The sequence below is a fragment of the Paenibacillus dendritiformis genome (genome assembly GCF_021654795.1).
In the GTDB taxonomy this organism is placed as follows: domain Bacteria; phylum Bacillota; class Bacilli; order Paenibacillales; family Paenibacillaceae; genus Paenibacillus_B.
The window spans coordinates 6,357,630-6,369,632 of sequence record NZ_AP025344.1 but is presented as its reverse complement, the minus strand read 5'-3'; the positions used below and the strand labels follow the sequence as shown (position 1 = coordinate 6,369,632).

The 12,003-nt window shown below is 58.1% G+C and carries 13 protein-coding genes; all 13 read right to left on the bottom strand.

The window, feature by feature from the left end; genetic code table 11:
• Positions 1-44: 44 nt before the first annotated feature.
• Entirely contained in the window at positions 45-1,661 is a 1,617-nt protein-coding gene (gene tilS / locus L6439_RS28300) for a tRNA lysidine(34) synthetase TilS (RefSeq protein WP_213471557.1), read from the bottom strand.
• A 153-nt stretch (positions 1,662-1,814) separates the two neighbouring features.
• Complete coding sequence (locus L6439_RS28295) at positions 1,815-2,816, bottom strand: protein kinase domain-containing protein (RefSeq protein ID WP_213471563.1); 1,002 nt, start codon at positions 2,814-2,816, stop codon at positions 1,815-1,817.
• Position 2,817: 1 nt separating this feature from the next.
• A complete protein-coding gene (locus tag L6439_RS28290) occupies positions 2,818-3,582 on the bottom strand; it encodes a vWA domain-containing protein (protein ID WP_213471556.1) in 765 nt (254 codons plus the stop codon).
• A 202-nt stretch (positions 3,583-3,784) separates the two neighbouring features.
• A complete protein-coding gene (gene spoIIE, locus L6439_RS28285; RefSeq protein ID WP_213471555.1) occupies positions 3,785-6,289 on the bottom strand; it encodes a stage II sporulation protein E in 2,505 nt (834 codons plus the stop codon).
• A 38-nt stretch (positions 6,290-6,327) separates the two neighbouring features.
• On the bottom strand, positions 6,328-6,630 hold the full coding sequence (locus tag L6439_RS28280) for a hypothetical protein (protein ID WP_213471554.1): 303 nt from the start codon (positions 6,628-6,630) through the stop codon (positions 6,328-6,330).
• 677 nt (positions 6,631-7,307) lie between these two features.
• On the bottom strand, positions 7,308-7,769 hold the full coding sequence (locus L6439_RS28275) for a S1 domain-containing RNA-binding protein (RefSeq protein WP_168182871.1): 462 nt from the start codon (positions 7,767-7,769) through the stop codon (positions 7,308-7,310).
• Between the two features lie 126 nt (positions 7,770-7,895).
• Entirely contained in the window at positions 7,896-8,216 is a 321-nt protein-coding gene (locus L6439_RS28270) for an FtsB family cell division protein (RefSeq protein WP_237096677.1), read from the bottom strand.
• A 45-nt stretch (positions 8,217-8,261) separates the two neighbouring features.
• Positions 8,262-8,906, bottom strand: coding sequence for a spore cortex biosynthesis protein YabQ (gene yabQ / locus L6439_RS28265; protein WP_168182870.1), 645 nt, complete (start codon positions 8,904-8,906; stop codon positions 8,262-8,264).
• Positions 8,903-9,190: a sporulation protein YabP gene (gene yabP / locus L6439_RS28260; RefSeq protein WP_006679532.1), complete on the bottom strand. Its 288-nt coding sequence runs from the start codon at positions 9,188-9,190 to the stop codon at positions 8,903-8,905. Before yabP ends, yabQ begins: the two co-directional genes overlap by 4 nt.
• 124 nt (positions 9,191-9,314) lie before the next feature.
• The gene (gene queF / locus L6439_RS28255; RefSeq protein WP_213471553.1) at positions 9,315-9,806 is read right to left on the bottom strand and encodes a preQ(1) synthase; all 492 of its coding nucleotides are present in this window, start codon (positions 9,804-9,806) and stop codon (positions 9,315-9,317) included.
• A gap of 112 nt (positions 9,807-9,918) precedes the next feature.
• On the bottom strand, positions 9,919-10,644 hold the full coding sequence (gene queE / locus L6439_RS28250) for a 7-carboxy-7-deazaguanine synthase QueE (protein WP_213471552.1): 726 nt from the start codon (positions 10,642-10,644) through the stop codon (positions 9,919-9,921).
• Complete coding sequence (gene queD / locus L6439_RS28245; protein ID WP_168182867.1) at positions 10,641-11,129, bottom strand: 6-carboxytetrahydropterin synthase QueD; 489 nt, start codon at positions 11,127-11,129, stop codon at positions 10,641-10,643. Before queD ends, queE begins: the two co-directional genes overlap by 4 nt.
• The gene (gene queC, locus L6439_RS28240) at positions 11,126-11,803 is read right to left on the bottom strand and encodes a 7-cyano-7-deazaguanine synthase QueC (protein ID WP_168182872.1); all 678 of its coding nucleotides are present in this window, start codon (positions 11,801-11,803) and stop codon (positions 11,126-11,128) included. Before queC ends, queD begins: the two co-directional genes overlap by 4 nt.
• Between the last annotated feature and the right edge of the window lie 200 nt (positions 11,804-12,003).

Sequence of the window (12,003 nt, the reverse complement as noted above, 5' to 3'; positions counted from 1 at the left end):
TGGGCCCCTCCTAGAGTGAATACTGAAAACTTACATGAACGTGATTACATCATGCGGTCAGGTTGGGCGGAGCATGATCGCTGCTGCGCCGGAATATGCGCACCGCCTGCCAGCTCCAGCCGCAGGACACGGTCTGTAGAGGGCCCGACCAGCGCGGCATCCGATCGCCGCACGCCCGGCACCCACAGGATCTGCCCGTTGGCATCCGTCACGATGGGGACGGTGCCGCGGAGCGAGGGCGCGATTTTGGCATCGACGAACATATCTTGCACCTTTTTGCTGCCATTTAACCCTAAAATACGCATTCGATCGCCGTCGCGGCGGTGTCGGACACGCAGCGGCCAACACAATTGCTCCGCATCGAACAGCGCCTCCGTCTGTCCCGAGGGGACCTGCGTTCTTCTGAATGCGGCCTGAGGCGCCGCTTCCTGCGAAACGGAAGAGCCCGCTGCCCACTCTATCTGCCAACGCAGCCTGCTGCCATTCGACGGTATCGGAAGACTGCCCGATTCATATGTACGATCAATCGTCATGTCCAGCACATCCGGCCCGTTCTTATCTGGACCGATGGGTTGTCGCAGCCACAGCAAGCGGTCGTATTCTCTCCGGAATTCGACTCCGGGGGCCGCATCCGTCTTCCAGGTGGATGGCCGTTCCCGGATCGCCGCATTCCGCAGCGCTTCGACCGTGTCGAAATCAGCTTGTTCCGCTTCCCGCGTGAGATAGTTTAATATTAGTTTAATCAACCTGCGTTGTAAAGCGACATGTGCCTGAACAAGCGCCGTCCGATCGAGAACGACGATATCCGGCGGCGAGGATTCCAAAGGAACGTCTTCCCCATCCTTTACCGTCCTCGCCACGCGTTGAAACAACTGCCGCGCCTGTTCCTCCATCCAATCGTTCTCTTCCCGCAGCACATCGGCCGTGCGGCACAGGGAAGCGACCAGGCCGGGGTTCTCCTGCTCCAGCCGCGGCATTACCTCTATCCGGATCCGGTTGCGCAAGTAATCGGTCTTCGCATTGCTGCTGTCCGTCACGTAGGAGATGCCGCGCAGACGGCACCACTCCAGCAATTCCGCCTTGCGGACGCCCAACAGCGGCCGGACGAAGGAGAAGCCGTCCGCCTCCCGCTTCCAGGCCATCCCCGACAATCCCGTGCCGCCGGTTCCGCGCAGCAGCCGCATCAGCACCGTCTCGGCCTGATCATCGGCATGATGCGCCAATGCGATAACCGGCGCCTGTTCGCGGACGGCGACCTCCCTCAGGAAGTCATAGCGTAGCTGCCGCGCAGCCGCTTGCGGATTCATCTTCTGCGCGGCCGCCCATCCGGGGGCGTCGACTCGCTTCATCGCCAGTCTTATCCCGAGACGCTCCGCTTCCCGCTCGACGAATCGCGCTTCATCATCCGACTCCTGAGGACGGAACCCGTGGTGCACGTGAGCGATGATCAGCCGTCCGCTTCCCGGGCGATGTCCGGTCACGGCCGCGATGGCATACAGCAGCAGCATGGAGTCCGGTCCGCCCGAGACCGCGATCACGATACGGTCACCGTCGTTCCACAATCGGTGCCGCTCTACGGTGTCCCGCAGCTTCTCCGTCCATTGCCGCCACGCATATTCGCTGTCATTGCCGGTATGCCTGCCCGATGCCGTCATGTCCATCCCCGATTCCTTCCATTATGTCGTGCCGACGCCGGCTCCTCTTCCCCCGACATGCCGTGCCGAGGGGACAGAATTCGATTATGTATGAATGAGCCTGCGTAATGAACCTCATAAAGATATATGTATAAATTCAATATAACACAATATGTCCCATTAATCGAAACCCCATGCCCAAAAAGCGATGCTCGCCGCAAAAAGCAGCACAGACACGGCAAAAAACCACTTCAGCCACAACGGCGTGGGGCGGTTCAGCGGTGTGCCGGTGCGATGAAGCTTCCGTATCCGTTCATGCCACAGACGGCAGGCCTCCTCCGGAGAAGCGAATTCCCCGCGCAAGGCCGGCGCAAGCCATGACTCATACGGCTGCACTCGGGGATGGGTCCGGGCGATCTCGATCAGATCCTTGATATCGCGCGTCTGCGGGAGCGTTGTCTTGATCCGTTCCCGAAGCTCCCGCTCGGCCATCATCTGAATCGTCATGACGGCGAACGAGAACAGATCATACTGGAAATCGGCGGTGCGCGATCCGGCATGCCAATACCCTCGATCATACAATTCCGTGAATTGCTTGACGCTCTTCCCGGTGGAGGTCAGACCGCCGTAATCGATCAATTCAACCTCTCCGTTATCGTTCACCAGCACGTTCTCCGCCTTCAGATCGCCAAAGACAAGCCCCTGCCGGTGCAGTTGCCTGAGCTTTTCCAGCAAGCGTCCTCCCACCACGCCATACCATTCCGGCCCATGCTTATAAATGAACTTGCGCAGACTCACCCCGGGTACATACCGCATCACATAGAACGGGATGCGTCTGCCGTGCAGATCGCAATCATCGTTATCGACGAGAAAGGGCCGGGCATGATGGCGGCCCGTGCGCCCCCACTCCGCTTGCCGTCCCTTCTCCCATGTCCGCAGCGCATTAATCTCGGACTGAAGATCGACCGAGTTCATTCCCATCTTCAGCGCATAGGCAGCGGTCCGCCCTCCGCGCGCCTGCGCCGCAGGCGGAAGATAAGTCACCAAATACACGACTCCGTTGGCCCCGCGGCCAAGCCGTCGCTCAATTCGGTAGACGCGCCCGTTCCACACTCCCTGCAGCACGGTTCCCGCTTCAACGCGAAGCGCCGCTGCCTGCGCATGATGCTGTTCGGTCTCTATGTTATACGATGTAGTCACTCCACATCCCATCCGTTCCTGTTCCGTCTGAGGCGTGCGACGCCAGGTCGCGATCCTGATTCGCCTTGCCTCCATCATATTGATAATAGTCGATCACTTTCAAGAGGGCAGGTCCCGTCGGGGTCGTTCCCCGCATATTCAACCGCTGGAACAACCGCTTCGCGCGGCTGAGATCGTCGGTCCATTCCATATCCAGCACGGCCTCTTCTCCGCCGTAAGGTCCGGGGAAATGGAACACGCTCAACTCGCTTTTGCCCGCTCTAGCCTGAAGGCTCAGCATCAGATCCCGTATCGCCTCCTCTACTGCCGGGAGCTTCCGCTTCATGCTTGCGCTCGCATCGATGAGCAGAGCGACGCGCAGCGGCGAATTCTCGCTCAGTTCGTCCATGACGCGCACCACTTCCGATCGCTGCTCCGGCGGAAGGGCCTCGAATTCGACGTTCTGCTCGGCTCCGAATATTTGACGCAGTTCCTTGTTCACGGCCTGATGAATCGTCTGCACCACCGTCTTGCGCGTCATCATCTGGACCGTCTGCGACAGCTGGTGCGACTGGACAATACGGCTTATCCCTCCTCCGGCACGGGCAATCTCGTCGATCTCCCGCGCTCCAAGCTCGCCTATCGTTCCGTAATCCACAATGCCGACGACGTTAACCGAGATCCCCCGCTCCCGCGCTTCCGCGGCGGCAACGGCAGGCTGAATGCCCACATTGGAGCAGCCATCGGTTATCAGTAGAATTTGCTTCATTTCGATTCCGCACATCCTCTCTTCACCGAATCTAGCACGAGTACGAGTTCAAAAAGGCCGGTTTTCAGCGCCAAGAAGGTCGCCGGAGCCCGAAGCGGCACGGACCTTTTGAACTACCTCTTCTAGTATTTCCAAGGAAAAGAGAGTTTACACCCCCGCTGGCCATACGGGAGGCGGAAAGTCAGAAGCCGCGGCCGAGAGATTAGCTGACTGTCAGCGGCCGCTCGACACGGTCATGCCCATTCCAGTGCAGCGTCGCCCATTGCGGCTGATGGCGGGCAACTCGCGTCACGACGACGGTCATGTCGTCATCGATATGGCCGCTGGCATGACGGATGACGGTCTCCAGGAGAAGATCGGCAATCTCCTGCGGGTCGTCCGTCTCCATCTCGCTGATCAGCCGCTTCATCCACATCTCCTTATTAACGGCCGGCCCGGGAGCATCGAAAATACCATCCGTCATCATGATCAAGATATCTCCCGGCTGCAAGGCGGAATCAATCAGCTCGAAGTCGATATCCTGTATAATACCTATCGGCAAGTTACTGCCGGATACTAAGCGGACGTCTTTGCCGCTCTTGATGAAGCTGGGCGTGGACCCGCTCTTCATGAACGTTGTCTTGGCGGAATACAGATCGATGATCGCCATATCGACTGTCGCGTAGATCTCGTCTGGCGATCGCAGCGCCAGCACGGAATTGACGGACTGAATCGCCAGCTTCTCATCAATTCCCGATTGCAGGAATTGGGACAAAAGATTCAAGGCTGTGCTGCTCTCCATGCGGGCCCGCTCGCCGTTGCCCATCCCGTCGCTCAGCGCAACCGCATACTTCCCGCTGCCGAGCTCCAGCGCGCTGAAGCTGTCTCCTGACAGCATATCCCCTCCTTTGGCGGCCCCGGCCATGCCGGTCTCCACCTCGAATGCCTTCGCCGAGACGAAGGTGACCATGCCATGCCCGTCGGTTCCGGTTAACCTCTCCTTTCTGACTGCGATATGCTCGCCCAATATATCCGACAGTAGCGGCGCAATGAGCTTCCGGCACTCATCATAGCCGTCGGTGAAGGAATGAACCATCTCAATCTCGATCCGTCCGGGATCCAGCGATAAAATATCGACGCGGTGCACGGACAGTCCGAGCTCCTCCATCGCCTGCCGAATCTGCTCCTCCTGCATGAACAGCTCGCGTCCTTCGCGCCGGATTTCGCGGGCTAGATCATCCATTACCTGAGAGACGCCAGCCAATTGATCGGCCACGAAATGGCGGCTGTCCAAAATCTGCTTCTGCCAATGCTCGTCCAGCGCCCGCCTGATCAGATGCTCCCTCATCAGGGCAAGCACTTTCGGCGCCTTCATGCAGTGGCTCCTCCACGTCTGGGGCAGCTGCTTCTCCTTGTAGGAGACCATCTCGGTATCCTGCTCAATCTTGCTCATCATCTGGTTCATCATCGTCATCGTCTGGAGCGGCTTATGGTTCCAGCAGGCCTGCTGCCGCGGGCAGCCGAGACAGGTGGACGCCGTCACCGTCTCGATCATCCGGCTGCGCTCCTCTTCCGCTGTCGGAGGTTCGCCGGTATGGGCGGTCTGCTTGAAGCTGCTGGACAGCTGCCGGAACACCTCCGAGAACTGGGTCACCCGTTCCGCCGTCAAATCGCGCATCCGCTTCGCATATTCATGCTGCGATTTCGTATGCTCGTTCGTTCCCGGCACATATTTGGCCAGGGTCGCGCATATCGATTTAGGAGTAAGCAAAAACAGCGCCGCCGCGGCGATCGTCTCCCAGGTCGATGCCATCACCTCCATAGGAGGCCCGAGGTAGACGGACAGAATCGCCGTCCCGAGCAGCATGCCGAAGGCCACGGCCCAGCGCTTGCCGTCCTTCAGCAGTCCGGCGAGCAACCCGGCAAAGGCCAGCACGCTCATCTGCGTCAGCGAGTTCGGCTCGGCCAAGCCGAGAATCAAGCCAAGCACGACGCCGACCGAAGCGCCAAGCGGGGCTCCGCCGACCAGGGCGAACAGCAGCACGAAATAGCGGGAGATGATGTGATCGATCTGCAGCGACTGGACGGTCCACCCTACGGCGCCGGTCATAATGGAGGCGAGAAGAATCATCAGGCAGATCATTTCCTCCACCCGCAGCGTATAATTGCGTTTACTCATCGTCAGAACGGGCAATGCTTGTATAAACACGAGGGTCAGGACGAGTCCGAGCACGGCATCCGTCATATCCATCACGAGGGCGTACCAGGTCAGTGATGTCGACATAAAGGTCACGAACAGCTTGACGAGCAGCGTGGCGGCGAATACGATGATCGGCGCCATGTTCATATCGGTCCGTTCATACGCTTTCAAGCCGCGGTACATCAGTACGATCAGCAGCAGCTGCATGCCCATCATGAGCGAGATCTGCTCCGGCGCGAACAAGCTTCCGGCCAGCAGCGCCGTCCCTACCCAGGTTGCCAGCTCGCGCCGCGTAAAATAGACAACCGCGAAAAACGCAGCGGCGAACGGAAACAGCTCATTTAAGATCATGGCCCGTCCCAGCAGAAACCCGATAAGTACAAACATGAAGGTCCATTTCCGCGTGCCAAGCACCCGCTTGAATCGTTCCAGCCGCCATTTGTTATGTGGGAGGCCCCATTCGCCCTCACCTTGCCCCCCGCTCTGCCAGCCTTTCTTCGGAAATGGAATCACCTTTGTCTTACTCATGCCAAGCACCACCTATTCTCTGAAATGTGTGCCTCTCATTATAGAGAAGGAACTGGAAATAGTTTGTCAGAAAAAGGAGTCCCGTCCAAAAAAATTTCCGACATCAGTTGAGCCGGGCGCGAGAAAACGGACAAGCCTGTGCGCGCAAGGGCTCGCCCGGTGTAAGCCGGCATGGGGACGACTGAACGGTTGTCATTTTTTTGCAGTGCTGGAGTTGCCCGCCGTTCGGAAATAAGGGGAAAGGATACGGAATAGCGTAAGAACATGTCGTAACCATCCCGACGGTTGACAAAAATAGTGGCGATGGAAAAATGAATGCGATGAATCTGCCATTCCGTCACAATGTGGAGACTGCGGGCGCGAATGGCGCGCGGCGGAAGCTGTCGTGAAAGCGGGGGAGCACGATCGGGAGGCCGGGAGGCCAAAAACCATTGCGGACGCTGGCTCAGAACTCAGGCGGGTCGCCGGATCCCAGTGTGGGATCTGCGCGGGGCTCAGGCGGGTCGCCGGATCCCGCTGTGGGAGTGCACACTCCTCAGGCGGGTCGCCAGACCCCAGTGTGGGAGCCGCGCGGTACCGGTGCAGGCCCCAGGGGCAAGTCCCGGGAATCGCAGGAACCGGTGGCAGAGCCTGCCGAAGTGCCGAAGTCAGCCCGAGACGGCGTTCCGTAGGGGCCGACCCGGCCGGGGAAGAGGGCGAGTCCGGTTCATCCTATCCTGATTGCTGCAGATTTGCAGGATTTCGGTTGAAGGCCGTTGTGCAAAAATCGAATCCTGCAATAGTGCATCAATTTGTTCCATTTCAGCCCAAATCCCGGAAATTAGGAGCAAAATGATGTATTTTTGCATCAATGCTAGCCCACAGGCTATGAAATGAAGGAAAATGCTGCAGATTTGCAGGATTGCATTCGCCCGCCCGGCATTCCGCCCTGAACCAGACCGGAAGAACCGCAGCCCGACAAGCAAAAAAGCCGCACCACCGGGTTCCCGGTCTGCGGCTTCGTTAACTTGGTCATCTATTACATGCGGCGTGCGCCACGGCCTCCGCGCTTGGATTCCGTGTTCTTTTTCAAAGACGAGATGCGCTCTTCACTGTCTTTAAGGAAGCGCGACATTTTATCCTCAAAAGAAGCGAAATTAGGCTTGCGGCCACCCCGGTCGCGGTTACCAAAGCCGCCTCTTCCTCCCCCGTCTCTCGGACGGTCTTGACGAGGTCCTCTTGGCGGTCTCTGCTCCGATGCTGGCTTATCCACTGTCTGCTTGATAGACAAGCCAATCTTGCCGTCCTTGTCGACGTTAATTACTTTGACCGTGACGATATCGTCAATCTTCAAATGGTCATTCACGTCCTTGACATAGTTATCGGCAATTTCAGAGATGTGAACCAGTCCCGTGACACCTCCCGACAGATCAACGAACGCCCCAAAATGCGTAATGCCTGTCACCTTGCCTTGTAACTTGGTGCCCACTTCGATTGTCATAGAATAAAATGTTCCTCCCTTAAAATGTTAAACGGCACACCGCTTCGTTACCGAAAGCAATGCTTATGTCGTGATTATACTGTAACCGCACCAAGTGGTCAACCGACGGTTGTCCCGATATGGCGCCTATTCCTCGTGCTTGCGGATAAGGACTTCGTCCGGAAGCAGCATCCCTTGACTTCTCGCAATCTGAAGAATATATTCCGTCGTATTCAGGCGATCGACTTCCTGCTGAACCTCGTTCCGCGTCAGCTCGGCATCCTGCTTCTTCTTCTCCTGAACCTGATAATCGGCTTTGAGCCCCTCAATGGCAGCAGCCTGGTCGATGTACGTATACAGTCCCCACCCCGCAAACACCACCATAAACCCCATCCACAATCGCAATCTTCGCTTGGCTCCCGCCATTTTGTTCTCACGAGTACGGTCCGGTGTCCGGGACGCAGACATACGCACACCCCCATTTTCGATAGAGTCGGATAAACGAATTACCCGTTACTTCTTATGATGAAACAGGCGCAGCAGACGAGCCGCCTTCGCTCTTCCCGATGCCACCCATTGATTCATTCGACGCATACCAGAAAATACCTTCTCCTTGATCCGGCAAAGCCGTTCCGTCATCCCCAACCGTTCCCAGATCGGGAGGATGAGCGGCCGGAAAATCCATCGGACCAGCAACCATAGCGGCTTAACACATTGTAGCACAATTTTTCCGATGAACATAGCGGCCGACAGCAAAAACGCGCCTAGACCTTTTGTAAAGATCCATAAGCCCTTGACCGGCAGCACGAGCACAACATAGAGACACCGGCGGATGAACCGGGAGATGGCCAATATGGCCCGTACGAGCCACGTCACGATGGCGACCGTGACCTTGCTGAGAAGGATGACATACAACCACGCCCCGGCGGCCAGGCCAAGAAAGACGTAAAATCGAAGCTCTCCCTGATTGCCCTTCACGAGCATCTGAAACACGAACAGCGTCGCAGCCAGCCAATACATCAAATCCAGCAGCGGAACCGTCCACCGAGGGAAACGGAATTGTCCCGCTACGACGCGGTAGCCGTCAAATACGATGCCCAGCGCCAAGCCGCTCAGCATCATGAGCAGCATGGTCGTCCATTGTACGTATAGACTCACTTGAATAACTTCCCGAAGAAGCCTTTGGATTTATCGTGTGAGCTCGCATCCAGGTAGGTCAGGGAGTTGACCGTGCCTTCAATGGCGACTTGTCCTTGTTCAAGGCTCAAGTTTTTGATATGAAGATTGTGGCCGCGTATCGTCAGGAACCCGCACTCGGTATCAAGCAGGAACTCCTCGCTGTCGAAGCTTTCCACTTTGCTGACCCCGCTAATCTCCAGCAGCTTGCGGTTGACCATTTTAATCTCCTGGCGCTTGGCCGTTGGCTTGTTCAGTTCCATCATGGCATGTACCTCCTTCTCAACACTAGCTTATGAAGGGAATGCCGGAATAGAACTTCAACGCGGCCACTCTTCCAATAATTCTATAGCAGCGGGGGATCTAACCAGATTTATTGTTCCGCCTCTATTACCGGTTGTCGACCGTTTCCGGGTACAGATCATGATTCGTCAGGCGATAAGCCGCCATCTCTTCGTATTTCGTGCCGGGACGGCCGTAATTGCAGTACGGATCGATAGAAATGCCGCCGCGCGGCGTGAACTTGCCCCATACCTCGATATATTTCGGATCGAGCAGCTCGATCAGATCGTTCATAATGATATTGACGCAATCCTCGTGGAAGTCGCCATGATTGCGGAAGCTGAACATATACAGCTTCAGCGATTTGCTCTCGACGCACTTCCGGTCCGGAATGTAACTGATGTACATCGTCGCGAAGTCCGGCTGCCCCGTCATCGGACAAAGACTGGTGAACTCGGGACAGTTGAATTTGACGAAATAATCGCGATTCGGATGCTTATTGTCGAACGCCTCCAGCACATGCGGCGCGTAGTCGGTCGCGTATTCCGTCTTCCCTCCGAGATGCTTCAGCTGCAATTCGGCTTCGTTCCTCCCTGCCATGCGATTTGCCTCCCCTTCTTTATCGGTTCTTTCTGCTTCATGTATAACCGTTCCGGCTCCGCGCCGGGGCGAGTCCTGTCCGGTCGGCCTGACGACAGGCCGGCTGGCCGCGTCATACGCCGCGTCGGTTGCCCCATACGAGCGTGTGAAGCTGCGGCAGCACCCGCACCCGGTTCAGACGCGGATCGGCCGCGACCTGATCGATCAGCCATTCATACCGGCCGAGCAGCTTCCGGATCAGCTCGCGGTCATCCGAGCTCCGCACATCGTCATTTCCCGTCTGGAGGACGAACGGAATGTCCGGGTAACGCTCATGCATGTGAATAGCATACGCGAGATCCCGCTCGTCGAAGACGACGATCTTCAGGCACAGCCCCTTCCGGTCCGCGCGATCCCGCAGCCGGCTCACGATCTGATCGAGCCGCGCTTCATCGGTGTTCATGCCGGAGCTGGGCGGCTTCGGCGAGAGCGTGACGTCATCGATGTCCAGCAGCCAATCCTGCCACCGCGAGCCCTGCGTCTCGACCGCGGTGCGAATGCCGTGCTCTCCCAGCAGGCGAACAAGCTCGCCGATGCCGGGAATCAGGACGGGATTGCCGCCCGAGATCGTGACATGATCGAAGCGGCCGGCGGCGAGCGCGTTCAGCTCCCGCAGGATGTCTTCCGCCGTCAGGCTGCGAATCTCCTCCTTCGCCGATCCGTCCCACGTGAAGGCGGAATCGCACCAGGAGCAGCGGTAGTCACAGCCAGCCGTCCGGACGAACATCGTCTTCCGGCCGACCAGCATGCCTTCGCCCTGTACCGTCGGCCCGAACAGTTCAAGCACCGGTATCGTCATCGCTCCATCCACTCCCGTCTCGCTTCGGCATAGCTGGTCGGCGTCTCGTAGAGACGGACGAACTCGACCCGCCCGCCTTCGCATCGGGTGCGGTACGGCTCCTCGGCCAGCGCGGCGCTCATCTGTTCATATAGCCAGACGACCATATTCTCCGCGGTCGTATTCATCGGAGGCAGCGTCTCGTTCAAATAGCGGTGATCGAGATAGGGCTCCATTCGATCCTTCCAAATCTCCTTGATGTCTCCGAAATCAAGCGCGATGCCGATGTCGTCCGGATATCCGCTCAGCCCGAACACGGCTTTGTACGTATGGCCGTGGAGGTTCTTGCATTTGCCTTCGTAGGCGTGCAGATGATGCGCCGCGTCGAAGGCGAATTCTTTGCTGACGAGTACGCGGCGCTGATGGTAGCGCAGCGACTCGCGGGTTATATCGGTTCCGTATTGCTGCAGCTTCTCGACGATGCGGAACGGGCCCGGTCTGTTCATGCTCCGGCCCCCGCCTTCTGCGCTCTCTCGGCGAGATAGCTCTCCAATCCGGCCCGCCGCAGCTTGCAGGACGGGCATTCGCCGCAGCCTTCGCCCGGGAGCCCGTTATAGCAGGTCACCGTCTCCGTGCGCACGAAGTCGAACGCCCCCAGTTCGTCCGCCAGACGCCAGGTCTCGGCCTTGTTCAGCCACATGAGCGGCGTATGAAGGACGAAGCCATAGTCCATCGCCAGATTAAGCGTGACGTTCAGCGACTTCACAAAGACGTCCCGGCAATCGGGATAACCGCTGAAGTCGGTCTCGCAGACGCCCGTCACGATATGCCGCGCGCCGATCTGCTTCGCGTAGATCGCGGCGAACGAGAAGAAAAGCAGATTGCGCCCCTCGACGAACGTGTTGGGGAGCTCGCCCTCCTCCTGGGCGATGTCGATATCGGCCCGGGTAAGCGCATTCGGCGCCAGTTGATTGAGCAGCGTCATATCGAACGCGCGATTCGGCACCTGCAGCTTGGCTGCAATCCGCTTCGCATGCTCCAGCTCGCTGCGGTGGCGCTGTCCGTAGTCGAACGTCACCGTCTCGACCGCATCGAATCGCTCCAGGGCCCAGAACAGGCAAGTCGTGCTGTCCTGCCCGCCGCTGAAGACGACGACCGCCTTCTCCTGCGGCTTGCCCATGACGGCTTCGCCCGCCGCCCGCTCCGCGGCAGCTTCCTTGCGGTTCATTGCATCATTCATCCTGTGTCCATCCCTTCTTATTCCTCTACAGAACAAGACGAAGGCATGTGCATCGGTCCATTCGAAGCAGGGGCGACGGCCTGCGCCGCTTCCCCCGCCTCCATAAGCACAAAAAAAGACAACACCAAGGGAAAGCCATA

Coding starts and splice junctions, on each gene's coding strand:
- tilS (WP_213471557.1), bottom strand. CDS start 1,661: ATGGACATGACGGCATCGGGCAGGCATACCGGCAATGACAGCGAATAT.
- L6439_RS28290 (WP_213471556.1), bottom strand. CDS start 3,582: ATGAAGCAAATTCTACTGATAACCGATGGCTGCTCCAATGTGGGCATT.
- spoIIE (WP_213471555.1), bottom strand. CDS start 6,289: ATGAGTAAGACAAAGGTGATTCCATTTCCGAAGAAAGGCTGGCAGAGC.
- L6439_RS28275 (WP_168182871.1), bottom strand. CDS start 7,769: ATGACAATCGAAGTGGGCACCAAGTTACAAGGCAAGGTGACAGGCATT.
- L6439_RS28270 (WP_237096677.1), bottom strand. CDS start 8,216: ATGTCTGCGTCCCGGACACCGGACCGTACTCGTGAGAACAAAATGGCG.
- yabP (WP_006679532.1), bottom strand. CDS start 9,190: ATGATGGAACTGAACAAGCCAACGGCCAAGCGCCAGGAGATTAAAATG.
- queF (WP_213471553.1), bottom strand. CDS start 9,806: ATGGCAGGGAGGAACGAAGCCGAATTGCAGCTGAAGCATCTCGGAGGG.
- queE (WP_213471552.1), bottom strand. CDS start 10,644: ATGACGATACCGGTGCTTGAACTGTTCGGGCCGACGGTACAGGGCGAA.
- queD (WP_168182867.1), bottom strand. CDS start 11,129: ATGAACAGACCGGGCCCGTTCCGCATCGTCGAGAAGCTGCAGCAATAC.
- queC (WP_168182872.1), bottom strand. CDS start 11,803: ATGGGCAAGCCGCAGGAGAAGGCGGTCGTCGTCTTCAGCGGCGGGCAG.